This window comes from Acetobacterium fimetarium, from assembly GCF_014284475.1.
GTDB lineage: Bacteria > Bacillota > Clostridia > Eubacteriales > Eubacteriaceae > Acetobacterium > Acetobacterium fimetarium.
In genome coordinates, this window is the sequence record NZ_WJBC01000007.1 from 70,668 (window position 1) to 95,007 (window position 24,340).

Sequence of the window (24,340 nt, forward strand, 5' to 3'; positions counted from 1 at the left end):
ATGCCGGCCCTTTTTATTTGGAGGAACAGTCAGTTCACTGTGATTATTTCTTGCTCGATATCATTACTTTACTGTAATCGCAATGAATAGTTCGCGTCATTTCAAAACCGAACCGGCAAAAATACTGATTCATCTCACATTTCAGAAAATCCTCAAAGCCCTTGGGTTCCGTTTTTTTAACGAGATAAAACGGGATCTTTTTGAACCGGCTGACAGGTTCCTCCCACTCCACGACAATCAGCTTTCCGGTAGTTTTCAAAACTCTTCTGGCTTCCCAAAGCAGCTTCCCCGCCAGATCAGGGCTTAACTCATGCAATACCAGCGATATCAGTACCACATCAAATTTCTCATTTGGGAACTGCAGGTGTGCCGCATCCATATGAAGCAGCTCAACATTGGATATCCCCTCTTGTCCCAGTTTAGCTGCAGCTTGATGCAACATTGCGTCAGAAATATCAATACCGACCACCTTGGTATATTTTCTGGCCCCGGCAATGGCAATGGCATTAGCCGCGGTTCCGGTACACATGTCCAAGACCATTAACGGTTCATCCCCTAATATGGAAATGACAGCATTTCGGGGGCTGGTGGCTGCCTTTCTAAAGTAGGTCCGATCCAGCACATCGTAGACCTTGGCATTAAATTGATAGAATTCATCTGATCCCATTTTTTCTCACTTTCAGGTTTGTATTCATAGCCAATCTACTAGTTCAGTTGCTATCTCTTGTATTTGCCAGTGATGCTTCCCGTTTGGAGGATATGTCCGCCCATCGCTTCAAGCAAATCTTTCTTTCTGGTGCTGTTATCCAAATCTAAAAAGCAGTCAAGTGCATAAAAGCGAAAAACATATCGATGGCTATTTCTGACAAAAAAAGGCTGCTTCGGCCCTCGATACCGGTTTACACCATATCCAACACCTTGCATCGCCTGCTGAAACGAAAATACCGGTGAACCAGACGGAATATTTTCCGGGATTTTATCTGTTTTGGGAATATTCCATATTAGCCAATGATTAAACTCCTTTATGAAGGGAATATCCAAATCGTCCATGATGATGGCAATCGAACTCGTATCAGCGCAAAGATTTATTAATTGGAACTCCGGCGACATATCGGCATCAAAACCAGTGTGTTTTTTTAGCATATTTCCATTATTTTCAAACGATGGGCATTTTATTTCCAGATCTTTCATGTTTTCTGTTACCTTTCAATATGTTTTACACAAAGAGTGATCAGAGGAACCGTTATGTTAATTCAAGTAATCTTGATGGCATTCATCTGATCCCATTTTCTCATTTTCACGCAAGTCAATATTCTACTAAGCTTTGCTGAAGACAATGTTGCCAACAATCACGCCGTCAGCCTCGATCACAAAATCCAGCTCGCTAATAAAGTCCGCGCTTTTCTCAAATTGTGCAGGACAAAAGGCTCATCGTCACCGTCTTAACAACATCAGAAAATCCTCCTGCTGAACAGCAAGAATCTCAAAGCCGCATTTTTTATAAAGCGCCACTACCGGATTGTTTTGTGTCACACTGAGCGAAACCGTGGTATGACCGGCTTCACGAAGCCTTTTTAGCATCGCTGTCATCAAGTCAAACCCAATCCCCTGGCCCCGCCATTTCGGCTTCACTGCAATTGAGAGCTCTGGCGTCGTTTCGTCATAATAACCATATCCCGGGCAAGTAGCCGGAAACAGTCTCGACCATACCACGCCAATCACTTCTTTCTGCAAAACAGCCACCAAACACTCATCACCCAATTCTTACCGCATTCTCCTTAACTGCTTTGACAATCTCCACCAGCCGCTGCTGTTTGGACAGATCGAACAGCTTGCCGAAGCTTTGGGGTTTGTCGAAGGGCGGTTTCATCAATTCAGTGACGTTTTCGATGTAGCCGTTCTGAACCACGTAGTCGATGACCTTGTGGACAAAGACAATCTGCGGCTGATTCAAGGATTGGTCGTCAATAAAATCTGAGAAGGCCGCCATCGCCGCCTGGGGTTCCAGTTTGGCGATCTTGCGGATCAACAGGCCGAAAGGCGTTTCGCCGAATTCCCGCTGATAATCAGCCTTGCTGCCCAGCTCTTTGGTGAGGATGTGCTCCAGCACCCCATAGTCCGTCTGGGTCAGGGGGATATTTTTGCGCAGTTTCTGGATCGCCAGCGTGTCCTGATGGTCATTAACATAGCGGTTCACCTTCATTTTATAATCGCCATAGTCATAAGCCGCTTCCATCACCAGCCCCTCTTTGCGGTCGAGAATCGGGTCGTAAAGACTGGTGATCACCGGGGATTTTTCCTGACCGCCTTCAATAATAAACTTGATCAGCTCCCGGAGTTCCTGCCGCACTTTTTCAAAGGCCAGCAGATCTCCAGCCGCCCAGAATTCATCAGTGGTCACGGTCTGAATCAGGGGCAGTCTGGCCTTGATCTGGGGGATGGTGATTTTCTTTTCCAGTTCATTCATCAGACTGCAAAGTTGGCGTTTGGCGATTTTATAGGCTGGCAAGGCTTCAATTTGACCCAGCATCAAACCGTAGATCAGGTTGTCAAAGCGTTTGGCCGGCTCGTCGGTGTCATCGATAAAAACCAGCGGCGCAATTTCATTAACCAGGGCGCCCTGATCCGCTTCACTCAGGCAGATATAGGCGCTGGCCTGCCGAAACTGCTCCACAAACCGCCGTTTTAAGTTGACGGCAATCAGTTCCGGGTTGAGGCTCTGAACCTGGGTCAGCACCGTTTCAGTCAGCTCCCGGCGCCAGTCCTGATAGCTGTCCGCGGCAAAGTCGCTGACCTGCAGGTGGCGCATCAGCCGCACCCGTTTGGCAAAGATGGCTTCACTGAGAGAACTGGTCTCGCGGCTCTCAATCCCCTCCTTGTGAGCCCGGAAAAACTCAAAATTGCCCAGATAGTCAAAGATAAAAAAGCGCCGCTTGTCAGCATAGCTGCCGTCGATCAGATCAGTGCAGTCCAGCCCCGGGCAAAGCCGGGTGCCTCGGCCGATCATCTGCCAGAACTTGGTTTTCGATCGAACCTTTTTAAACAGCACCAGATTGACGCATTCCGGGACATCGATACCGGTATCCATCATATCCACCGATACGGCAATATGGGGTTCTTTTTCAGCGATCTTGAAATCGTCGATAATCGACTGGGCGTAGCTGTCCTCACAGGTGATCCGTTTGGCAAAGCCACCCTTAAGATGGGGATAAAGGTGGTTGAACCGTTTGAGAATAAACTCGGCATGCTGTTTATTCTGGGCAAAAATAATGGTCTTGCCGATCCGGTCGCCACCGGCCACATGGATGCCGTTGGCCATTAAATCCTGGAGCACCGTATCGACGGTTTTCTCATTGAACACAAAGGTATTGATTTTCGGTGATGGGATAAAATCCGGCAGGCTGCCGTCGTCCTCGGTGAAGTCCTGCTCATAGCGATCTTTATCGGCCTCGGACAGGTCATCGTAGCTGATCCCCGCTTCCAGAAAGGCGGTCGCGGTTTCGATATTGTAGTAGGGCACCAGCACGTGATCGGTGGCCACGGCGGTTTCGAAATCGTAGGCATAGGTGGGTACCCCCTTTTCGATTTCAAAGAAATCATAGGTGTTACGATCAACATCGGTTTTAGGGGTGGCTGTCAGTCCCACCAGAATGGCGTCGAAATAGTCGAAGATGGTTTTATATTTTTTGAAGATGCTGCGATGACTCTCGTCGATAACAATCAGGTCAAAATGAGCCGGCGTAAACAGCCGCTGACCGTCCTCGTTCTTTTCACTGTCGATGGCGTTGAGCATGGTGGGATAGGTGGAAAAGACAATCCGGGCGTTTTTGTCCTCCCGATTGGACAACAGATTGCACAGCGACAGATGGGGCAGATAATTTTTGAAATCATCCCGAGCCTGTTTGACCAGGGCGGTGCGATCGGCCAGAAACAGCACATTGGTGATATAGCCGCCCCGGGACAGCACATCCACCAGACTGGAGGCAGTCCGGGTTTTACCGGTGCCGGTGGCCATCACCAGCAGATTTTTGCGATGACCCATGCAGATGCTGTCGCACACCGCTTTAATGGCTTCTTTCTGATAATAGCGGTCGGTGATGGCGTTGCTGATGACTACCGTGTTCAGATCCCGCTTTTCCTGACGACGATTCATCAGCTTCTGCAGATCGGATTTGGCGAAAATACTGCTGACTTGCCGCTGGGGATAACTCTGATCGTCCCAGAAATAGGTTTCAAAACCGTTGGTGGTAAACATCATCGGACGACGGCCGGTCTGCCGTTCCAGGCTGTCGGCATAAAGCAGCGCCTGCTGGCGGCCGATGTTGGGGTCCTTACTGGTCCGCTTCGCCTCAATTACCGCCAGCGGCAGGCCGTCTTTCCCGAACAACACGTAATCCGCATAGCCCGCATGACCCGGCTGTCCGGTCATGTCCGTCACCGGCACCTCTTCCATCGCGTCGTCGCCGAGGGTCCAGCCCAACAGTTTTAAATCCACATCAATATAGGTTTTCCGGGTTTTAAATTCCGACAGATCATCAGCGGTAAAGGCCCGCTGTTCCTGGTGCTGATCCTTCTCGGCGGTATACTGCTGGGACAGGGCTTCAATTTTTAAACGCAGGGCGTCGATCTCACTGTCCTTTTGGGTCAGCAGGCTTTCCTGTTCCCGGATTTTGGCGGTATCCACCACCACCTTCTGCCGCGGGATGGCGGCCTCATCAAAGCGCCGTTCCCGATAGTCTGACCCATAACAGTAGTCGATCCACTGGACAAACTCAAACAGACCCTTCAGCGCCTGGATGGCATCGCTACCAGAGACGGCTTTTTCGGTATGCACCGCCAGATTCCCCAGCTTGATGATAAAGGGTATCTTTTTCCAGGTATCATAAACCACCGCATAACGGAAGCTGGCCTCATGGATCAGCGACTGGAGGTTGTCCTTATAGGGCATCTCGATGGTCGTATCCGCCGCATAGACCCACTTCACCGCCAGCTCCAGAGCTTTCCGGCAACCAACTGCGCACATCGCCGGAGCGGACGCAAAAACCCGCTCGGCTTCGGTGCAGGCATTAGCGAACAGGACGTATTCTTTTTGAGTGATCAGGTATTCAAAATTTGATGGCATAAGGTTACCTCGTTTTGATAATTGTTTTCTTCTTCACTAGTTTTCGTCTTTTTTGAAACGATGGATTTTTATAGTTCCAGTTTTCGCTTTTTTTGGAACTATGGATTTCTATAGTTCCAACTTTCATCTTTTTTGGAACTATGGATTTTATCTGCGAAGTCTATAACTCAAATCCGAAAGACATCGAGGTATTTTCTCATAGTATAAACTCGATTTCTCGAATATCCCGTTATTTCTTCTAGAATTCCTTTCTCATGCATTGCTGCCAGGATACGGCTTACCGTCTGCTTGCTAATCGAATTCGATTCTGATAAAACATTTGCATTCTGTATTGGGTTATCATAAAATGCATCGAATATTGCCTGTACATTTTCTGTGCTGCCTGATATCTGAGGCACAAGTCGATTATATTCATCAACAAGCATCACTGCATTTCCAAATTTGACCCGTGCCGATTTTGCCGTCGCAACAGATGCTTTTAGAAAAAAGATAATCCATCCAATCATATCTTGATTCAAACGTACCCGATTCAAGGCATCATAGTATTCAGTTCGATGTATCTCGAAATAATCAGAAATATAAAAGCACGGTTTTTTCAAAAGACCTGAGTCCAATAAAAAAAGAGGAATCATAATCCGGCCAGCTCTTCCATTTCCATCTAAAAATGGATGTATGCTTTCAAACTGGTAATGAATCATTGCGATACGAATGAGTAAAGGCACGTAAATTTCATCATTGTGAATAAATTTTTCCATATCGGTAATCAACTCCGGGATATGTAGATGCGAAGGCGGCACGTAGGATGCATTGGACGGCATACTCCCACCGATCCAATTTTGACTGGTGCGATATTCCCCTGGCGTTTTGTGTTCACCCCTTACCCCCTGCATGAGTTCATTGTGTATTTCTCGAATCAGCCGAGAACTGAGAGGAAAATCATCCCGAATAATGCGATCAACCCCATGTTGCAGGGCTCTAATATAATTCTGAACTTCTCGGGCGTCATCGCGTTTCTCTGGATCCAGATCTCTGATTGGCATAAGTTCTTCTTCAATGGTGGTTTGGGTCCCTTCGATTCTGTTTGACTTATTTGCTTCAACCTTAAGATGCATTCTAATGTATAAGTCTATATTTGGAACCAGTTCAGAATAACTGCCTAATCTCCCCAATTCAAGGTTAGCCTGTTCCAGCAACACATTAATTTCTGGTGTTCTCCATTCCCACTGTTTGTTAATATGTGACGGAATAAAAGCACTGTAATCCGTTTGGCGTTCATATGTACCAGCTTGATATTCTTCTAAATACATGTTTTTTTATTCCTTTCTTCTTAATTGTATTACATTTTGAGCAAGCATCATTCATGACAAAACCTTTAATAGTATTCCTTCAGCCGTTGAGTCGCCCAGATGCGAAACTGGGTGCCCCGGTGAGATTTAACCCGGTAGCCAACGGAGATGATGACTTCAGGTTTGTTACTCAGCTCAAACGCCTTCTTTTACCGCAAAAAAGACGGCAAAATTTAAATATTTGAAAATACAATCCGTTTTGGAAAATCCTTCCGCAAGGAGCCAATCCATCTGATCGTTCAAGGGGGCGGTCAACGCCGCATTTTTTATAACCAGCGGTTGTTTTCGACCAATTCCTTGTTTTTTCAAAAAAAGAAAGGGTGAAAGGATCAGTGGCTGTTTTTTTGTAATATAGTGATTAGAAAAATCTAATCAAGGATTTTCGCCATAATAGGGTTTTTGCCTTTCGATCCTTTCGAATGGCTTAATACAGCCATTTAATCCTTTCGAAAAAATACCCAATGGTTTCGGAAATAGTGCAATTTTACCTCAAATATACCTTGCAGACATATCCAACCCAATTCCCCGATAAAAATCCACCGAAAACCGCCAATAACCACAAATTTTCAATGCTTTTTCAGTCAAAATACTGGCTCATCAGGCTGTCAAAGAGGGTCTGGGTTTCATCGATGGATTGCTGGACCAGGGCTTTCTGCTGGTCGATTTTCTGGACGATGGCGGCGAATTGGTTTTGGAGGGATAATGGTGGCAACAAAATTTTCAAACTTAAAATATCACTATTCGAAATATTAGCTTGCCGAATTCCTCGACTTATACCAGTTAGTTTTCCCTTAATGGCAGGATCTTTAAAATAGTATGACAAATAGAACTTATCCAGTGATTTTCCTAGAACCAATTTAGCATTTCTCTGATTAAGATAATAACATTCAAAATCTCCCCCCAGAATACATACATTTGCGTAATCATCCTTACCTACTGTTCCAGTCAGCGAAATTACCAAATCTCCTGGATATAGTAAATACCGCTTAAGTGCAGTATCTTCTTCCCAATAAACTAAGTTCAGTTTTTTAAATACACCTGTATTAATATTACCAATTTTCAAAACGGGAATTCCTTTTTCAATGAAACCCGTACTTTTAAAAGCATATCCCGCAACAATTGAAAGATGTTTTGATAAGGTACCACTCTCCCACCCTTTTTCATTCCGTACCGGGTCACCAAACATCTGATAGAACACGGACTGGATCAGCGCCTCCAGCTCGGCCAGCTGCTGTTGGCGGAGCTTTAATAAAGTGGCGGCGGTGTCCAGAGTGGCCGCGATTTTTTGCTGGATTTCCAGGTGTGGAAGGGGGATTTGCATATTATCAAATCTAGATTTTGTAATATGCTTCATAGTTGAACCGTGTGTTTCTTTAGACATATCTTTTAACAAATGAGTAATTACATGGATAAAGTACTTTTTATTAATTTCCAATTTATCGAAAACAACTTTGAAAATATGTTGATTTAATAGTGCTCTCCCCTTCGACCATTGATATACACCAAGACTTGCCGACCATGAAATTAAAACATCACCGTCATTGATTTCATATTTATTTTTATCAGACTTTGCGTAATAATTAACTTCATTTCTGCTTTCAGTAAGGTTCTGTATTCTAATAATTGGCAAACCTTGACTAGACCAGTCTTCCGGTTTGAACGCAAATCCATTAACGTAGCTACCAACATCCCCCAACCTCACCTTCTCCCACTTACCCATTAATCATCTCCCGCAACTCTTCCATCTTTGCCCCAATCTCCCCGGCCAGCTCATCCAGTCGGGCCATAATCACTGCCGGTGGATCGTATTCCACCTGCTCGTAGATCACTTCTTTGTAGCGGTTGATCGAGAGGTCGTAGCCGTTGTCGACGATGGCCTGTTTGTCGACGAAGAAAGACGGCTCGGTTTTGGCCCGATCCACTTCCCCATCGAGATTATGGAAGCGGGCAATAATATCGGGGATATCGTTGGCGGCAATGGGGTTTCTTTTGTCGTCGAGGCTGTAGCCGTCGGCCTTCATATCGTAGAACCAGACCTTGTCGGTGCCGCCGGCGCCGGTTTTGGTGAATACCAGAATGGCGGTGGACACGCCGGCGTAGGGTTTAAAGACGCCGGAGGGCATCGAAATCACAGCCTGAAGCTGATGGTTTTCGACCAGTTCGGCGCGCAGGGTTTTGTGGGCTTTGGTGGAGCCGAACAGCACCCCATCCGGGGCGATGCAGGCACAGCGGCCGCCTTTTTTAAGCATCCGCAAAAACAGCGCAATAAACAGCAGCTCAGTCTTCTTGGTATTGCAGACGGCTTTGAGATTATCGTTGATGCTTTCGGCATCGACGGTGCCGGTAAAGGGCGGATTGGCTAGAATCACATCGTACTGGCTGGCAATCTCGTTCTGTTTGGAGAGACTGTCCTGGTAGTCGATATGGGGGTTGGTAATTGAATGGAGCATCAGGTTCATGGCCGACAGCCGCAGCATCGTGCGGTCGGTGTCAAAGCCGGAAAAGGCGGCGCTGTCAAAATGCTGCCACTGGTCGGCGGTCATCTGGGCCTCATAGGTTTCCCGGATATACTCGGCGCTGGTGACTAAAAATCCGGCGGTGCCACAAGCGGGATCACATATTTTGTCGTCCGGGGTCGGCGCCACCAGTCGCACCATCAGATCCCGGATCTGTTTGGGGGTGCGGAACTGCCCGTTCTGTCCGGCGGTAGCCAGCTTACCCAGCATATACTCGTAGAGATCCCCCTGCATGTCCCGGCCGCTGAGATCCTGCTCGTAGAGCTCGTCCAGGCCGGTGATGACTTTCTGGAGCACCTGGGGGGTTGGCATCAGGAACATGGCATCGTCCATATAGCGGGAGAAGGCGGTCTGGGATGACCCGTTCATCTTTTTGATAAAGGGAAAGACCTGCTGGCTGATGATCTCGTAAATCGCCCGGGGGTCTTTTTCCTTAAAGCGGCTCCAGCGCATGGCTTGTCCGGCCTCGGTCTGGGGAAAGACTTTGGGCATGGTTTCCCCGGTGAGATTTTCAAAGCTTTCATTCTCCAGTTCTTTTTCATCCAATGACCGGATAAACATCAGATAGGTTAGCTGTTCGATGACAGTGAGGGGGTTGCTGATCCCGCCCGCCCAGATATCGGTCCATATTTTATCGACTTTGTTTTTTACTTCGCCTGTGATCATTTTTTCTCCTGATTTCCTGTATCTATTTTATTTGCCCAAGCAGGTTTTATTCTGCAGTGTTTTATTTTTTCATTCATTCATAATTATACGCTTTTCATATGGATATGGCTATTCCCAATCACACTTTTACGCCATGCTTATTCCCTGCATTCACTTCTTTTAACAAATGTCAATAATCCACACAACAAACCACCCCGATGCTGTACCACAGTCTTTATTAAACAAAGAATGATACAATACCTTCATCAAATCTACCGATTGGAGTTACAAAAATGAAGAAAGACCTTATCCTGACCAAACAGCTGGCGATTCTTGAAAAGCAGGAGCAGAAGTTTTTGAATCAGAAAGACAGTCCGTTTATCAAATCAAACTTCACTCCTGTGGTCAATAAAATCCAGGCTAAAATACCGGAAAAACTGCAAGCCACCCTCGACACAGCCTTCTACATGGGCTTTCATTTTGTGTTCGAAAAAGGAAACAGTCTCATCGAAAAAACATACAACAAAGATAACATCGATGTAAAATACGATTTAAATAATTACGCGCTTGAAAAATATATGAGTAAAAAACATCTGAAAACGCTGGATAAATCCTCACAGCAGTCCAAAGCCATCAATGAATCCATTGCGGCAATCGAAGGCGGCGTTCTGGGCTTGCTGGGGATTGGACTTCCGGATATCCCGCTGTTTCTTGGCGTCATCATCAAAACCATCAATGAAATTGCCCTGTCCTACGGCTACCAGTACACCTCCCATGAGGAAAAAGCGTACATCCTTTATCTGATCTGTGCCGCCATGACGAAAGAGGATCTGCGAAAAGCCTATGATCAGAAAATCGAGCGTTTAGGCAAGCATATTGATGCCCAAACGCCGATGGACATTGATCTGAAAGCGGTCATGAAAGAAACCTCCGACCTTTTATCCAACACCCTGCTGACTGCCAAATTTATCCAGGGACTGCCCATCGTGGGCGTCATCGGTGGCGTGGTCAATCCCTTGATGGTCAATAAAATCGGTAAATACGCCCGGATCAAGTATAAGAAGCGTTATCTGCTTTCCAAGCTCAGTTCAATCAACGATTCGACCGGTCTATAAGAAATGTAACATGATTTAAAATGAAAACAAACAGGTTTTTTAAAAAATATTTTTCTTCATTTGCGAACCGATTCTGTAAGTCTGGCCCTACACCTCTTCAACTGACAAAACTTTATTGAATCTGAATTAAAGCAAGAAATGTCACATTTTTATACATAATCATTATAATAACTTGAATGTTGTTCGTGATCTGGGTATAATAAAGACGAGGTGATGCACATGTTGACCATTGATGAAATCAAATCTGAATTCGAACCAAATACCCCAATTTTTTTATCTGACTTGGAAAATAGAAATAAAATTTCAAGTGATGCATTAAGAAAATTTTTATCAAGGATGGTTCGTGCCGGCTTAATCAAGCGATTTCAAAAGGGCGTTTATTATATTCCAGAAAAAACAATCTACGGCGAATCATCACTCAACCCGGCTGATGTCATCAAACGAAAATACTTAAGTAACGGTAAAAAGCAGTATGGCGTACTGACTGGTTTGTCACTGTTGAATAAATGGGGGCTTACAACTCAGGTTCCAAACGTTATTGAAATAGTAACCAACAATGAAACGAACCGAAAAAGGTTGATTAAGGTCGGTAGCCAAAGCGTCATACTCCGGTGTGCCAAAACCCCAATTTCGGAAACAAACATCAACATCATTGAATTTCTGGAAGCCGTGTCAAATATTGATTTTAATGATAAAGAACAGGTCAATCGCTTGAGAACTTATTTGAAAAACGAACACTTTTTGAGAACTGTTCTTGATCCGGTGCTGATTAATTATCCCAAACAGACGTATAAAAAATTAGTAGAGAGTGGCATGATCAATGAATTTGCATAAAAACGATTATGGAAAATTGCGTGAAAAATCATGCCTTATTCATCTTAGTTTAGTCATTCTTTTCAATTACACAAAATAATTGAATATCGTCACCAATATGGATATAATAATATTAACCGATGGAAAGGAGCTGATTCAAATGTCACCATTGGCAAAAGAACATGAACCCGATTTGATCGAACAGGAAAAAAATCTATTCAAGCAACTTGATAAAGGTATCGATGAAATGGAGCGAGGACAGGCCATTTATTTAAATGAATCAATCGCACGGATTAGGGAGAAGCTGGAAATCCATGAAGTATAAGGTATTACAAACGCCTGAAGCTGAAAATGATATTTTTCAATTGGCAGACTATCTGGTTAACACTCTAAAAAACCAAATAGCTGCCAATGATTTTTTGAACAGGTATTATCAAATGGCTGAGAGCCTGGAAACCTTCCCTTTTGGCTATCGAGGCATCAGTTTTGAATACAGAGGTTACGAAATTAGACTGAAACCCTATGATTCTTATAATATTTTCTTTATCGTCGATACCAGCAAACGGACAGTTACTATTTTGCGGGTACTTAAAGACCGTCAAGACTGGAAATCACTGCTTTTAAGAAATGAGTAGTCTAAGTGTTTATCCCATTACATTCTTCAACAACTGCCAGACCACCCATATTTATATTGCATTCTGAAGTCAGTGGCTCCATATGCAATATAAATATGGGTGGTGTCTTTGAAAAACCGCATCCCTCCCGGATCCGGTTTTTTTTGATGCTGTCATTTTGTTTTCGCCTGTTCTATCATCGCCATGATCTGTCTGATGCCCTCTTCCCCATTGGTCATCACCTGTCTGATTTGCGCCTGGTCAATGTCGTCCAGATGAAAGCCGGCGCAGACGGTACAGACACAGTGGAATGCCGCGGATACTTTTCGGGCCAGGGGAATGGCCAGGGCGTCATCGCGGTGCTCCCGGGCGGTATAGACGCACATCCGGCCATCGTCGCCGACGGCCGTGCCGCCGATGTGGACGGTGCCGCCGGTCAGAAGAATCAGCACATCGGCGCCAACCAGCGTGATCTCGTAGTGCAGCGCGGTCGGTCCGCTGCCCACTGTCAATTTCATGATTCATGCCCCCAGCGCTGATACAGCGTATGAGGGATGCGCAGGAGATCGAAGACCTTGCCGACGCTCTGGTTGATGACATCGTCGATGGTCTCGGGCTTATGGTAGAAACCGGGCATCGGCGGCAGGATGATGCCGCCGGCTTCGGTGACGGTGGTCATGTTGCGCAGATGGATCAGCGTCAGCGGGGTTTCCCGGACCATCAGAATCAGCGGTCTTCGTTCCTTCAGCGCGACGTCTGCGACCCGGACGATCAGGTTGTCGCTGAAGCCATTGGCGACACCGGCCAGTGTTTTCATGCTGCAGGGGGCGATCACGGTAGCCTCAGTGCCGTAAGAGCCGCTCGAAACCGCCGCCGCCATGTCACGGCTGTCATAGACGACATCCGCCAGGGACCGGACGTCGGCTTCGCTGTAGTCCGTTTCCAGAGCGATGGTTTGGCGGCCCCAGTCGCTGAGAATCAGAGCGATGTGGTGCTCGGTTTCCTTCAGGGCTTCGAGCAGCCTGATGCCGTAGATGACGCCGGACGCGCCGGTTATTCCGACTGTAATTTTCATTTGGTGCCTCTCAGTTTTTCGGTTTTTTCAAAATCAATGCCGGCTGCGGTGATGGCAACGCCATAAACCGTCTCGGCCGTTTGTTTCGTGATAATCTCATCGCGGACATCCTCATAGACTTTTTCGATCGGACGCTTCAGGGGATCACCCCAGCCGCCACCGCCGCTGGTGTTCAGACAGACCCGGTCGCCCTTGACCGCATGGCGCGGGTTTTCCTTGCTCGCCATGACGATTTCCTGACCGTCGTGGACAAAGACGCCCCGATTCAGGCTGCCCTGCTGGCCGCCCCGCAGGCCGTAGGGGGCGAATTTGATGCCGTCGCCGAAATTGACGACATCGCTTTGTTCGGCATAGAGCTCGAAGGCGTATTTCATACCGCAGCCGCCGCGGTATTCCCCGGCTCCGGCCGTATCGGTGTCCATTTCATGATAGAGCGTGATGTGGGGATACTGCACTTCATTGGATTCGATATTCGGTGCCTTGACGCCGCCGAAATTCGACAGGGTGGCCATATAGGGATTGCCGTCATGCCCCTGCATCGCCCCACCGCTACCGAGGGAGCAGAATGAAAAGCCCACATAGTAGCGGTTGGTGCGGGGGTCCACGCCGTAATAGGATGGTCCCAGATAGCGGTGGTAGCCCGCCGCCACCCGGCCGGAAATGGCCTGATCCAGCGCCTGAAAAATCGTGCCGATGATTTCGCTGGCCGGGGTCAGGGTGCAGAGCGTCATCGGCGCCGGCTCATACGGATTGACCAGCGAGCCTTTGGGCAGATTGACATCGATGCAACCGAAGGCGCCGCCGTTTCGCGGAATATCCTTGCCCAGAAACCAGAGCACGGCGATGCCGGAGGCGCAGGTGGCGGTGACCACCGAAGTGTTGATAAAGCCTTTCACCTGCGGATCGGTCCCGGCAAAATCCACCAGCAGGTGGTCTCCCGTCACGGTGACGGAAACGGCAATCTTGACGGGTTCTTCCTGAAAACCGTCGTCGTCGATATAATCCACCGCCGCGTAGGTGCCGTCGGGGATCTCGGCAATGCGTTTCCGGGTCAGCGCTTCGGTCTGTTTGAGCGTATCCTGCACGGCTTTTCTGACCGTCTCAACCGAATAGGTCGCCAGCATTTCTTTGATCCGTTTGGCGGCCACCCGGTTGGAGCCGATCTGGGCCAGAAAATCGCTGGTCAGCATCTCCGGGTTCCGGGTGTTCAGCGTGATCAGATCCAAGACATCCTGGATCATCTCATTATTTTTCATCAGTTTGGTCGGCGGAATACGGATGCCCTCCTGAAAGATCTCCGTCGCCTTGGGATTGTAGCTGCCGGCAGTGGAGCCGCCGATGTCCCCGTGATGGGCGCGGCTGACGCTGAAGAACAGCAGCTCGCCGTCGTAAAAAATCGGCGTGATGATGCCGATATCCGGCAGATGGTTGCCGCCGTCGTAGGGATCATTGATGATGAAGACATCGCCGTCGTCGATGCGGCTGCCATATTTGCGCAGCAGCGCCTTGACGCTGAAGGCGCCGGCGGTGGCCAGAATCGGAATGCCGCTGATCTGGGAGACCAGCTCGCCGTCCTGGTCGCAGATGCAGCAGGCAAAATCACAGGCTTCCGCAAAAATCGGGGAATGGGCGGAATGCTCCAGAGCAATGCCCATTTCGCCGGTGATGCTGTCGAGACGGTTGATGATCACCGCCCGGTTGATAATATCGTCTGTTCGCTGATTCATGCTAATCTACCGCCTTTCTGAGGGCCAGAATTCCCTCGTCTGCCATCGTGCAGAAATAATGTTCCGGAATCACCAGCGTCGTGTAGGCAAAATCGATCAGCGCCGGACCAACAATTTTTTCCTGCAGATCGCCTTCATTGTAGACAGGAACCGCAATCTCGCCGTCCCGGTTAAAGGCGTAGCCAGAAACCTGCTTCGTGACTGCTGCTGATTTTTGGGACCCCATCGGAAACAGCGCATTCTGACCGTTTTCTTCGCAGCAGGCGAGATGCAGGTCGATGATTTCCCAGTCCTTGTCTCTTTGCGCATATTCGTAGATCGCTTCGTGGGTATTGTAGAATTCGCTCTCCACGCTTTTCCAGCTGTCCTGATCGAAGGTACCATGCGTCCACGGTACGCTGATTTCATGATGCTGGCTGACGTAGCGCATTTCCAGAATCAGGTCGAACCGCCGCTGCTCTTTCCCGACATCAAGCCGTTCCAGTTCGCGTTCGCCTTCCTGTCGCATCAGCGCCAGGGTCTGATTGATGCGCTGTGCATCCCACTGGCTTTTTTCCATGAAGAAGCTGCGGGTGACGTCGTAACGGCTGGACGCCCCCAGCATCCCCCAGGAGCAGAAAACCGGCCCCTGCACGGGAATCAGGACTTCCGGCATCTGCAGGGAATCCATGATTTTGGAAGCGAACAGCGGGAAAGCACCGCCGGCACTGATCAGGCTGTAAATCCGGGGATCGTTGCCCTTCTGGGTGGTGACCAGCCGGACCGCATCCGCCATCATTTCGGCGGCGATGCCGTAGATGATCCGGGCCGCCTCCAGCACTGACAGGTTGAGGGGCACGGCCACCTTTTCACGCACCGCCTGCTCGGCCTTTTCCCGGGACAGGGCCAGCTTGCCGCCGAGAAAGTTGTCCGCGTTGATCAGTCCGAGCAGTAGCAGCGCATCGGTCACGGTGGGTTCTTCCCCGCCGAGGTTGTAGCAGGCCGGACCGGGCACGGAGCCAGCGGAATCCGGTCCGATGAAGACGCGTCCGCCGACTTCGACGTGGGCGATGCTGCCGCCGCCGGCGCCGATGGAGCTGATGTCGATCATCGGAATGCTGAGCGGATAACCGGCCAGCTCGGTCTGGGGCACCAGCTGGTTGCTGCTGCCGCTGACGACATGAATGTCGAAGCTGGTGCCGCCCATGTCCGCCAGTACCGTATCGGTTTTGCCCAGCAGCCGGCCGATGGTTTCATTGCCGACGGCGCCGCCGGCCGGGCCGGACAGCAGGGTTTTGACCGCAAAGGTCGCCATCGCGTCGGTATCGCTGAGGCCGCCGTTGTTCATCATGATGTGAATCGGTTTTTTAAAGCCGTAGCGCGCCAGTTCCTTTTTGATCACGCCCAGGTAATCGGCCAGAACCGGGGTCAGATAGGCATTGATCACCGTCGTCGTGGTCCGTTCGTATTCACGGATGCGGGGCGCGACATCAGATGACAGAGACACAAACACGTCCGGCAGTTCCTCTTTGATGATTTCGGCCGTCCGCCGTTCATGTTCGGGATTGAGGAAAGAAAACAGATAGCAGACCGCGATGGCCGCAACCCCCTGCTCCCGGCATTTGCAACAGGCTTCCCGGACTTTGTCTTCGTTGAGGGGCGTGACCACCTCCCCCTGGTAGTCCAGCCGTCCTTCGATCCCCAGCCGTAGTCTGCGGGGCACCAGCACCAGCGGTTTTTCCACCGCCAGGTCCCACTGGTTTTTTAACTGGGAACGGCGGATTTCCAGCGCGTCCCGAAAGCCCTCCGTCGTGAAAAGCGCCGTCTTGACACCTTTTTTTTCGAGCAGGGCATTGAGCGCCAGCGTCGTCCCCAGCGTTATTTTTTCCGTTTCGGAAAGCAGTGTCGCAAGATCCGTCTGCCACTCGTCGGCCAGTTTCACCAGGCCTGCCATGATGCCCGCGGCGGGTCGTTCATGGTTGGTGGGATTCTTGACAAATAGTTTGCCGTCGGTCCGGCCGCCGAAACTCCCCACCGCGGTGTAATCCGTAAAGGTTCCCCCGGTATCAATTGCTATTTTTATCATCTTTTCGCCTTCTTACTTAATGTACTGATATAAACGTTTGATCGCTTCCTGGGCATTTGCATCGATCTCGATCTTTGGTGCAAAGCCGGACAGCGGTTTGGTGGCATCGATCCCCATTTTGTCGGTCCGGCTGAGCTCGTCGGAAGACGGGTCGAGGGTTTCGCCCATGGCATTCGGAATCACGATCACCCCTTTGGCGGCCTGGAGCCTTGTGGCCATGGCCCAGAGCACTTCCTGCTCATTGAAGACATCGACGTCCTCGTCGACGACGACGGCCATTTTGATGTGATGATCCATGCCCAGTGCCGTCAGAATCGCCTGCATCGGCTGGCCTTCGGCAATTTTCTTCATTGAAATATAGCAGTGAAAAATCCCACAGGATGACAGCGGCGAATGCACGGCCTTGATATTCGGCAGGTTCTGTCTGAGTGTCGTCAGGATATCGCCTTCGCGCTGGATTGAAACGATCGTGATGTGCTCGCTGCTCATCGCCGGCGTCAGATCGTGGAAAATCGGATTGTCGCGGTAGCGGATCGCATTGGCCTGGAAGACATTTTCGGTGCTGCGGAAGCATGCGTAGTTGGTGTATTCCGCAAAGGGGCTTTCCGGTTCCCGGACGTTGGCCAGCACTTCACCTTCCAGAATAATTTCGGCATAGGCCGGTACCTGCAGATCGATGGTGGCGCACTGGGCTACTTCCAGCGGTTCGCCGAACAGGCCGCCGATGGCACCGAATTTGCCCAGCTCATAGGGAATGCAGGCCTGGGAACCCAGCGAAATATTGGGATGCACGCCGATGCAGATGGCCATCTTCATATTTTCGCCGCGCTCCTCGCTGCGTCTGAAATATTCCCACATGCGGCCGCGGGAATGAAAGGAGATACCCAGTTTGTTTTTGGCCTTCAGCTGGAGCCGGTGGAAGCCGCAGGTATCGGAACCGGTTTCCGGATCCTTGGCGACGCAGAGTCCGGAGGTGATGTAGGGGCCGGCATCAATCGGGAAATGTTTGATGATCGGGAATTTATACAGATCGACCTGATCACCGGTCATCAGATTGGCATTGGCCGGCGGGTTCTCGATGACTTTGAGATCGTCGAAGCGGTTCTTGACCCGTTCGCCGAATTCGATCGAAATGTCTTCGGTCTCAACGCCCATGGCTTTAGCAAAGCGCTCGCGCGATCCCAGAATATTGGTGACCACCGGAATGTCGCTGCCTTCCACCTTATCGAACCACATGACCGGGTACTGGCGTCTTTTCTCCAGTTCCATCATCAGCGTACTGATTTCATACTCCCGCTTGACCTCTTCCGGCACATGGATAATGTCGCCGTCCTTTTCAAGCTGCTCCAAAAAATCGCGTAGATCCTGACTCATTTGTTTACCTCACTTAATATGATTTTGATGTTGACAAAAACGTTTGTCTGCTTGGCAGCCGGTTACGCGAACCAGTTGTTACACTGTACGGCGGACAGTCTGACGACTGTTCGCCTACACGTTACACAACAGGTTGCGAAACCGACTGCCAAGCGATCAACTTTTGCAATTTTAAATTTCTTTATAACGACTATAACGACAACTGCTTCATCCTTGTTCTTGCGAGCCCAGGGATAAAACAATTGCCGTTAATGATACTCATTTGATTTAATTAGGCCAAAAGATTATTTGACCAGACCTGATTTTTTAACTGCTTCATAGACTTTTTTGGTCAAGATGGTTGCCAAAGGCCAAGTGACCCCAATGGTGATCAGGGTTTCAATGATTGCCACGTTAACCGGAATCCCAAAGATAAAGAGCATCCCGATCCCGACAATGATATTACCTAAAATACAAACCCCAGCCTGGGCCAGAATATGATGCGACCATTTGGTCATATCGTATTTTGCAGCAATAATCGATACCCAAATCGTACCGATGCCATTGGCAAAGATAAAAGAGACCCAAAGCGGTGAATACGAGACAGATACCAGCGCCTCTACTTCTGCTGCAATGATTCCGCCGGGCTGTTTGTAAATAAGGGTAATTAGTGCGGTAAAAAATGCCCAGACGGTTCCGTTAATTAAATACATCCCCATTTTTCCGGTCGGCAGCATATCATCAATCTGCCCGGTGATCTGGCATGCAATAACAAAAACAATCCCCATAATAACGCCGCCAATCAGCGATTTGGTATCCGTTTTGAAAATATTTCCTTTTACTAAAGCCTGTTCTTTTTCCATTTCTTTCTCCTTTTTTATGTTGAATTTTTATAAAAACACTGTGTACAGCAACAGCGAAATGTACGCAATGATAATTAACAGAATGGCAATTCCTTCAAAAGTACTCATTTCAATGGGTTTGTTAAAACTTCTGGTATCGTATCTCCCATAGCCTCGCAATTCAATCGAAAGAGAAGCATCGTTTGAAATTCTCAAAGCCCGGTAAATCAGGGGCAACATCGCTGCCGGCAAATTTTTGATATGCTCCATCACCGTGTCGCAGGGAACGCCTCTCACCGAATGGCTGTCGCAGATCGACTTGTATTCGTTGACCATCACCGGAAAAAAACGTGCGGTAATGGGCACCAGCATGGCGTAGCGGTAAGGCACATGCCATTTAATCAGCATCTGGGCAATGTCAGTGGCATCGGTATTGCAGGCAAATTGAATGGCTCCCAGTGAAATCACACTGATTCTTAAAAAACCCATGATGGCGGCACTGATAAAACCGCTGTAAATACTCAGAAATCCCCATGAAAACAGCAGCGTCCCCGCTCTGCCAAACAGCAGATTAATAATCAGAATCTGGGAACCGACAAGCAGCAACAGGATTGCCGGGACTTTTAGCCGCTGCAAGCTCTTTTGGGTCATTATTTCGATGACGACAATGCAAAACAGCAACACGCCATTTTGCACCATGCTTTGCGAAACCAGAGCGGTCAATATCAGAAACAGGCACCAAGTCAGCTTCACACGGGGATCCAGTTCTTTCACGTTAATCATCTTAAATAGCCTCTCCTTCCAGCAATTCGATTTCTACCAACGCCTTGGTATATTCATCCATCTCGTCCGCCTTGAAATCCAGTATCAATTGATGCTGGTTCATCACGACGATCCGATTGGCAAAATATTTGGCCTCACTTAAATCATGGGTGACCAGCAGAATGGTTTTGCCCTGAGCAGAAAGTGTCGCCAGCTTTTCCAGCACCAGTCTGCTTTGGATTTCATCCAGTCCGGATGTCGGTTCATCAGCGATGATCAGCTCCGGTTCGTTGATTATAACCGATCCCAACGCCAGCAATTGTCGCTGCCCCCGGCTGAGTCGCTGCGGATGCACCTCATCCCAGCCCTTAAGTCCGACAAATTCCAGGGTATCCTGAATTTTTCGGTTTTTTTCCTCTTCTTCGCAGGCTTTTCCTTTTAAAACATATCCGATTTCCTCTTTAATGGAGCTGCAGAAGATCTGATCGTCCGGATTTTGGAAAAGAAAGCCGGTGCGTCGGCGGAGCTGACTGATATTTTTTTTGGTGACTTGCGTCCCAAACAATTCAACGGTGCCCTCGGTGGGCTTCAGCAGTCCTTCAATCAGTTTTAGCATTGTTGATTTTCCAGAGCCATTCTGTCCGATCACCGCGGTGAAGTCGCCCTTTTTCAAGGTGAAATGAATGTTTTGACACCCGACAATCCCACTTTTGTAAAGATGGGATGCTCCGTTTAATCTGACAATGTCCGTTTCCCGATCAACCCTGATGGGAAGGTTATTTTTTATCTTTGTGTCGGTCCGGTATTTATTCTGATAGTCGTCTACCGTCAAGCACTCCTTCATGGTGCCGTTTTCCATGACCACAACCCGGTTGGCATATTTTAAAACCTCTTTGGATTTATCCATGACCACCATGGTTGTGACATTTTTCTCGCGATTAATCCGGGCCAGATGTCTGTATAATTCCGCGCTGGTTTTGGGGTCAAGCTCTGCGGTGGGCTGATCCAGCAGCAGAACCGGTGACTTTAAGGTAAGGATACTGCCCAACACCACTTTTTGGGCCTGACCACCGGACAAAGCATCGGTATAGCGGTGTGCGAAATCATCGATGGACAAAAATGACATGATTTTTTTGACTCGGGATTCAATTTCGCCATTGCTCAGATTCATATTGGCGACGCCGAAGGCCAGCTCGTCGTAGACGGTCCGGCTGATCATCTGGTTCTGGGGCTCCTGCATCATGTATCCCACGTAATCCGCCATTTCACAAAGCGGAATTTCCGCCACATTCCGGTCTGCCACTCTGACGGTGCCGTCGATCGCACAGGGATAGAATTTCGGCGCAGCCGACGTGATGGTATGCAGCAGCAGGGATTTTCCCGAAGCCGCGCCGCCGGTTACCGCAATAAAATCGCCCTTTTTGATGTCCAGTTTTATATTTTTCAGGGCCGCCTCTTTTTCCTCCGGAAAAACCAGCGCCTTTATATCGATGCTTATCATGGATTCCATTTTTACTGATATTCCTCTCGTGAACAAAAAAAAGCTCCGACTATAAAATATAGTCGAAACTTTACCTTCGTTTCTCGCAAATAATTTCTGGCAGGTCTCCTGACTCAGGTCTATCTGTCTTTACGCCTTCCCGTTTTACCAGTGACATCTGTAAAAACAAAACCATTCACAGTGATGGGTTCGTCCAGGATTCGCACCTGATTCCCTATTCTCCTCTTTCAAGGCACCACAAATTCTTCAATATTATTCTTATATTATAATAACCGATTTCTGCGCGCTTGTCAAATCAAATTGTCAGATTTTCTGCTAAAATATAAGCAGCTGCGAGCTTCGCTGCCAGTTTACACGAACCAATTTTTACACTGTACGGCGGACAGTCTATCGACTGTTCGCCTACACGTTACAAAATTGGTTGTGGAAACTGACATCAAAGCAACAACGGTTCGATTCATTTGAATCGTTATTCACTAAACAATTTTGATAGCCGGATAATGCCCGTCCCAGACGATGCAACGGTAGTTCTTTCGGTCGGTGTCCCCTTCGGTGCTGAAGCACAATATCCTGGCATGTTCATCGAGTTTCAGTTCGTCTTTGAGCCATTTCAGGTCCGGCCGGGTCATCACAGCGACGACCAGACCGGTGGTGACCGCGCCGCTTTCACCGGAGATGATCTTCGGATCCGCACCGGCCGCATTTCCCAGCACCCGCATGCCTTCCGCCGCTACCCAGTCCGGGCATGAAACGGCGTAGTCGCAACATTCCCGGATCACGTCCCAGGCAATGGTGCTCGGTTCACCGCAGGCCAACCCGGCCATGATCGTGTTCAGGTCACCGGTCACGAAATGCAGCTGACCGTCATCGGCTTTCGCCGTCTGATAGATGCAGTCGGCACCGTTGGGTTCCACCACTGTAATCACGGGTTTCTGGTCGCCGTAGAAATCCGTCAGGAAAGCCGCGATCGCCGCGGCCAGACTGCCGACGCCGGCCTGCAGAAAGACGTGGGTCGGCACCGCCTCCCCGAGCTGGGTGACGGCTTCCATGGCCATGGTCAGATAGCCCTGCATGATCAGGCGCGGGATTTCCTCATAGCCTTCCCAGGCGGTGTCCTGGACTACGATCCAGCCGTTTTCTTCACCTTTGCGCAGCGCATGCCGCACCGCTTGATCGTAACTCAAGTCTGTGATGGTGGCGTCAGCCCCTTCGGCCCGGATGTTCTCAAGCCGCTCTTTGGCGCTGCCTTTGGGCATGTAGACCACAGCGTGGCTGCCCAGCTCCCGGGCGGTCCAGGCCACACCCCGGCCGTGGTTGCCATCGGTGGCGGTTACAAAGGTCAGCTTGCCGAGCTGTTTCTTCGTCTGGGGCAAGGTCAGCTTGTCATAGGTCAGTTCCGCTTCACTGATTCCCAGCTGCTTTGCCAGCCATCTTCCAATGCTGTAGCTGCCGCCGAGCACCTTGAAGGCGTTCAGACCAAACCGGCACGACTCATCCTTGACGTACAGGCCTGTAAGCCCCAAGATGCCGGCCAATTTGTCAAGCTCGCAAAGCGGCGTTTCGGTATAAGCCGGAAAGCTCCGATGGTAGGCAGCGGCGCGCTCTCCCGCCGCGACGCTCAAAAAAGCCCGGGCATCCGCCCCCACCGCTGCCTTCGGCACCGCGGCCATATAAAATCCGTCTTTCATGAGCTATCGTTTGATTTCCAGCATTTTCTGTTTCAGATCATTTTCCAGTTTCTGCAGCTCAACCTCGGCCGTCTTGCGTCTTTCGCGGCCTTCCTGCTGGATCTTGAGGACTTCATCGAAGGTTGAAATCAGGGATTCGTTGGATATCTTCAAGGTTTCAATATCGACAATGCCGCGTTCGGATTCTTTGGCCGTGTTGATGGTTTCCATCTTCAGGGTTTCAGCATTTTTGCGCAGCAGCTGATTGGTCATATCCGTGACTTCCCGCTGAGCCCGGGCCGCCTCGCCGGAATGAGCCACACCCAGCGCCAGCACCATCTGACTTTTCCACAGCGGAATGGTGTTGACCAGGGAGGACTGGATTTTTTCCGCCATCAGGGTATCGTTATTCTGAACCAGACGAATCTGCGGTGCCATCTGCAAAGAGATCATCCGGGTCAGCTCCAGATCATGGAGTTTTTTCTCGAAACGGTTGGCCATCGCGGAAAAATCGTTGACTGCCTGGGCATCCTCCGGCAAGCCGGTCATCTGGGATTTCTGAATCAGCGCCGGCATTTCCGTGCTCTCGATCAGTTCGAGCTTTTTCTTGCCTGCCAGAATATACATCGACAATTCCTTGAAATAGGTCTTGTTGACCTCGTAGAGTTTGTCCAGCATCGCCACGTCTTTCATCAGCTGGATCTGGTGTTTTTCCAGCGCCTCGCAGATCCGGTTGATATTGGTTTCCGCCGCCGCGTATTTCGTCTGCATTGAAGCAATTTTATTGGCATTTTTCTTGAAGAAACCGAAAAAGCCCTTTTCCTCTTCCTCGGCATCGAAATTTCTCAGCTCATTGACCATGTCCCCGAGCATCTGACCCACTTCGCCCAGATCCTTGGTGCGCACATTAGTCAGTGCTGTTTCTGAAAATTCGGCTATTTTTTTCTGCGCCCCCACGCCGTACTGCATAATCAGCGCCGAATTACTCAGATCGATTTTCGCAGCAAATTCGCTAACCATTTTCTGTTCTTCCGGTGACAGACGGGACTCGTCAAAAATCCGGTCTTCCGTCGCCAGCTGATTTTTCTGAGCTGATGCCGGCGCAGCATTTGCACCGAAAGGCTCAAAAGTGAGGGTTGGGGTTACCTGGTCAAAATCATTCTGTTGATCTTCCATG

The 24,340-nt window shown here is 49.2% G+C and carries 21 protein-coding genes, 1 pseudogene and 1 riboswitch; of the genes and pseudogenes, 4 read left to right on the top strand and 18 right to left on the bottom strand.

Going from position 1 to position 24,340, the window contains the following annotated elements; translation table 11 throughout:
• Nucleotides 1-43 precede the first annotated feature (43 nt).
• From GH808_RS06650 to GH808_RS06685, 8 genes and pseudogenes are all read right to left on the bottom strand, one after another.
• Nucleotides 44-667, bottom strand: coding sequence for a class I SAM-dependent methyltransferase (locus GH808_RS06650; protein WP_186842001.1), 624 nt, complete (start codon nucleotides 665-667; stop codon nucleotides 44-46).
• Between the two features lie 50 nt (nucleotides 668-717).
• Nucleotides 718-1,191, bottom strand: coding sequence for a YbhB/YbcL family Raf kinase inhibitor-like protein (locus GH808_RS06655; RefSeq protein ID WP_186842002.1), 474 nt, complete (start codon nucleotides 1,189-1,191; stop codon nucleotides 718-720).
• 243 nt (nucleotides 1,192-1,434) lie between these two features.
• A complete protein-coding gene (locus GH808_RS06660) occupies nucleotides 1,435-1,761 on the bottom strand; it encodes a GNAT family N-acetyltransferase (RefSeq protein WP_186842003.1) in 327 nt (108 codons plus the stop codon).
• Complete coding sequence (locus GH808_RS06665) at nucleotides 1,754-5,122, bottom strand: DEAD/DEAH box helicase family protein (protein ID WP_186842004.1); 3,369 nt, start codon at nucleotides 5,120-5,122, stop codon at nucleotides 1,754-1,756. Before GH808_RS06665 ends, GH808_RS06660 begins: the two co-directional genes overlap by 8 nt.
• Before the next feature lie 167 nt (nucleotides 5,123-5,289).
• The gene (locus GH808_RS06670; protein WP_186842005.1) at nucleotides 5,290-6,429 is read right to left on the bottom strand and encodes a Fic family protein; all 1,140 of its coding nucleotides are present in this window, start codon (nucleotides 6,427-6,429) and stop codon (nucleotides 5,290-5,292) included.
• A gap of 46 nt (nucleotides 6,430-6,475) precedes the next feature.
• Nucleotides 6,476-6,587, bottom strand: a pseudogene (rhuM, locus tag GH808_RS06675) (RhuM family protein); the annotation flags it as partial.
• A 458-nt stretch (nucleotides 6,588-7,045) separates the two neighbouring features.
• Nucleotides 7,046-8,188: a restriction endonuclease subunit S gene (locus GH808_RS06680; RefSeq protein ID WP_186842006.1), complete on the bottom strand. Its 1,143-nt coding sequence runs from the start codon at nucleotides 8,186-8,188 to the stop codon at nucleotides 7,046-7,048.
• A complete protein-coding gene (locus GH808_RS06685) occupies nucleotides 8,181-9,650 on the bottom strand; it encodes a type I restriction-modification system subunit M (RefSeq protein ID WP_186842007.1) in 1,470 nt (489 codons plus the stop codon). Before GH808_RS06685 ends, GH808_RS06680 begins: the two co-directional genes overlap by 8 nt.
• 272 nt (nucleotides 9,651-9,922) lie before the next feature.
• Between GH808_RS06685 and GH808_RS06690 the strand changes: the two genes are divergently transcribed.
• From GH808_RS06690 to GH808_RS06705, 4 genes are all read left to right on the top strand, one after another.
• Nucleotides 9,923-10,744 carry an EcsC family protein gene (locus tag GH808_RS06690; RefSeq protein WP_243166138.1) on the top strand — a complete coding sequence of 274 codons (822 nt, stop codon included), beginning with the start codon at nucleotides 9,923-9,925 and terminating at the stop codon, nucleotides 10,742-10,744.
• A gap of 219 nt (nucleotides 10,745-10,963) precedes the next feature.
• Complete coding sequence (locus tag GH808_RS06695) at nucleotides 10,964-11,578, top strand: DUF6088 family protein (protein ID WP_186842008.1); 615 nt, start codon at nucleotides 10,964-10,966, stop codon at nucleotides 11,576-11,578.
• Between the two features lie 139 nt (nucleotides 11,579-11,717).
• Nucleotides 11,718-11,882 (top strand): hypothetical protein, encoded by a 165-nt coding sequence (locus GH808_RS06700; protein WP_186842009.1) that lies wholly within the window; start codon nucleotides 11,718-11,720, stop codon nucleotides 11,880-11,882.
• Nucleotides 11,872-12,192 carry a type II toxin-antitoxin system RelE/ParE family toxin gene (locus GH808_RS06705; protein ID WP_186842010.1) on the top strand — a complete coding sequence of 107 codons (321 nt, stop codon included), beginning with the start codon at nucleotides 11,872-11,874 and terminating at the stop codon, nucleotides 12,190-12,192. The genes GH808_RS06700 and GH808_RS06705 overlap by 11 nt, the downstream gene beginning before the upstream one ends.
• A gap of 152 nt (nucleotides 12,193-12,344) precedes the next feature.
• Here the strand turns inward: GH808_RS06705 and lpdD are convergent, their stop codons facing one another.
• The 10 genes from lpdD to GH808_RS06755 all read right to left on the bottom strand — a co-directional run bounded on the left by lpdD (nucleotide 12,345) and on the right by GH808_RS06755 (nucleotide 24,339).
• On the bottom strand, nucleotides 12,345-12,689 hold the full coding sequence (gene lpdD / locus GH808_RS06710) for a prenylated flavin chaperone LpdD (RefSeq protein WP_186842011.1): 345 nt from the start codon (nucleotides 12,687-12,689) through the stop codon (nucleotides 12,345-12,347).
• Nucleotides 12,686-13,246, bottom strand: coding sequence for a UbiX family flavin prenyltransferase (locus GH808_RS06715; protein ID WP_186842012.1), 561 nt, complete (start codon nucleotides 13,244-13,246; stop codon nucleotides 12,686-12,688). The genes lpdD and GH808_RS06715 overlap by 4 nt, the downstream gene beginning before the upstream one ends.
• Nucleotides 13,243-14,973, bottom strand: a complete 1,731-nt coding sequence (locus GH808_RS06720) for a hydantoinase B/oxoprolinase family protein (RefSeq protein ID WP_186842013.1) — start codon at nucleotides 14,971-14,973, stop codon at nucleotides 13,243-13,245. The genes GH808_RS06715 and GH808_RS06720 overlap by 4 nt, the downstream gene beginning before the upstream one ends.
• 1 nt (nucleotide 14,974) lies before the next feature.
• Entirely contained in the window at nucleotides 14,975-17,038 is a 2,064-nt protein-coding gene (locus tag GH808_RS06725) for a hydantoinase/oxoprolinase family protein (protein ID WP_186842014.1), read from the bottom strand.
• Between the two features lie 12 nt (nucleotides 17,039-17,050).
• On the bottom strand, nucleotides 17,051-18,412 hold the full coding sequence (locus GH808_RS06730; RefSeq protein WP_186842015.1) for a UbiD family decarboxylase: 1,362 nt from the start codon (nucleotides 18,410-18,412) through the stop codon (nucleotides 17,051-17,053).
• 284 nt (nucleotides 18,413-18,696) lie between these two features.
• The gene (locus GH808_RS06735) at nucleotides 18,697-19,254 is read right to left on the bottom strand and encodes a hypothetical protein (protein WP_186842016.1); all 558 of its coding nucleotides are present in this window, start codon (nucleotides 19,252-19,254) and stop codon (nucleotides 18,697-18,699) included.
• 27 nt (nucleotides 19,255-19,281) lie between these two features.
• Nucleotides 19,282-20,016: an energy-coupling factor transporter transmembrane component T family protein gene (locus GH808_RS06740; RefSeq protein ID WP_186842017.1), complete on the bottom strand. Its 735-nt coding sequence runs from the start codon at nucleotides 20,014-20,016 to the stop codon at nucleotides 19,282-19,284.
• Nucleotide 20,017: 1 nt separating this feature from the next.
• The gene (locus GH808_RS06745; protein WP_186842018.1) at nucleotides 20,018-21,505 is read right to left on the bottom strand and encodes an ABC transporter ATP-binding protein; all 1,488 of its coding nucleotides are present in this window, start codon (nucleotides 21,503-21,505) and stop codon (nucleotides 20,018-20,020) included.
• A gap of 72 nt (nucleotides 21,506-21,577) precedes the next feature.
• A riboswitch (cobalamin riboswitch) is annotated at nucleotides 21,578-21,751 on the bottom strand.
• A 221-nt stretch (nucleotides 21,752-21,972) separates the two neighbouring features.
• A complete protein-coding gene (gene dpaL / locus GH808_RS06750) occupies nucleotides 21,973-23,184 on the bottom strand; it encodes a diaminopropionate ammonia-lyase (RefSeq protein WP_186842019.1) in 1,212 nt (403 codons plus the stop codon).
• A 3-nt stretch (nucleotides 23,185-23,187) separates the two neighbouring features.
• On the bottom strand, nucleotides 23,188-24,339 hold the full coding sequence (locus GH808_RS06755; protein WP_186842020.1) for a toxic anion resistance protein: 1,152 nt from the start codon (nucleotides 24,337-24,339) through the stop codon (nucleotides 23,188-23,190).
• Between the last annotated feature and the right edge of the window lies 1 nt (nucleotide 24,340).

Excerpts from the sequence above, each read along its gene's own strand:
- GH808_RS06650 (WP_186842001.1), bottom strand. The coding sequence starts at position 667 with ATGGGATCAGATGAATTCTATCAATTTAATGCCAAGGTCTACGATGTG.
- GH808_RS06655 (WP_186842002.1), bottom strand. The coding sequence starts at position 1,191 with ATGAAAGATCTGGAAATAAAATGCCCATCGTTTGAAAATAATGGAAAT.
- GH808_RS06665 (WP_186842004.1), bottom strand. The coding sequence starts at position 5,122 with ATGCCATCAAATTTTGAATACCTGATCACTCAAAAAGAATACGTCCTG.
- GH808_RS06670 (WP_186842005.1), bottom strand. The coding sequence starts at position 6,429 with ATGTATTTAGAAGAATATCAAGCTGGTACATATGAACGCCAAACGGAT.
- GH808_RS06680 (WP_186842006.1), bottom strand. The coding sequence starts at position 8,188 with ATGGGTAAGTGGGAGAAGGTGAGGTTGGGGGATGTTGGTAGCTACGTT.
- GH808_RS06685 (WP_186842007.1), bottom strand. The coding sequence starts at position 9,650 with ATGATCACAGGCGAAGTAAAAAACAAAGTCGATAAAATATGGACCGAT.
- GH808_RS06690 (WP_243166138.1), top strand. The coding sequence starts at position 9,923 with ATGAAGAAAGACCTTATCCTGACCAAACAGCTGGCGATTCTTGAAAAG.
- GH808_RS06695 (WP_186842008.1), top strand. The coding sequence starts at position 10,964 with ATGTTGACCATTGATGAAATCAAATCTGAATTCGAACCAAATACCCCA.
- GH808_RS06700 (WP_186842009.1), top strand. The coding sequence starts at position 11,718 with ATGTCACCATTGGCAAAAGAACATGAACCCGATTTGATCGAACAGGAA.
- GH808_RS06705 (WP_186842010.1), top strand. The coding sequence starts at position 11,872 with ATGAAGTATAAGGTATTACAAACGCCTGAAGCTGAAAATGATATTTTT.
- lpdD (WP_186842011.1), bottom strand. The coding sequence starts at position 12,689 with ATGAAATTGACAGTGGGCAGCGGACCGACCGCGCTGCACTACGAGATC.
- GH808_RS06715 (WP_186842012.1), bottom strand. The coding sequence starts at position 13,246 with ATGAAAATTACAGTCGGAATAACCGGCGCGTCCGGCGTCATCTACGGC.
- GH808_RS06720 (WP_186842013.1), bottom strand. The coding sequence starts at position 14,973 with ATGAATCAGCGAACAGACGATATTATCAACCGGGCGGTGATCATCAAC.
- GH808_RS06725 (WP_186842014.1), bottom strand. The coding sequence starts at position 17,038 with ATGATAAAAATAGCAATTGATACCGGGGGAACCTTTACGGATTACACC.
- GH808_RS06730 (WP_186842015.1), bottom strand. The coding sequence starts at position 18,412 with ATGAGTCAGGATCTACGCGATTTTTTGGAGCAGCTTGAAAAGGACGGC.
- GH808_RS06735 (WP_186842016.1), bottom strand. The coding sequence starts at position 19,254 with ATGGAAAAAGAACAGGCTTTAGTAAAAGGAAATATTTTCAAAACGGAT.
- GH808_RS06740 (WP_186842017.1), bottom strand. The coding sequence starts at position 20,016 with ATGATTAACGTGAAAGAACTGGATCCCCGTGTGAAGCTGACTTGGTGC.
- GH808_RS06745 (WP_186842018.1), bottom strand. The coding sequence starts at position 21,505 with ATGGAATCCATGATAAGCATCGATATAAAGGCGCTGGTTTTTCCGGAG.
- dpaL (WP_186842019.1), bottom strand. The coding sequence starts at position 23,184 with ATGAAAGACGGATTTTATATGGCCGCGGTGCCGAAGGCAGCGGTGGGG.
- GH808_RS06755 (WP_186842020.1), bottom strand. The coding sequence starts at position 24,339 with ATGGAAGATCAACAGAATGATTTTGACCAGGTAACCCCAACCCTCACT.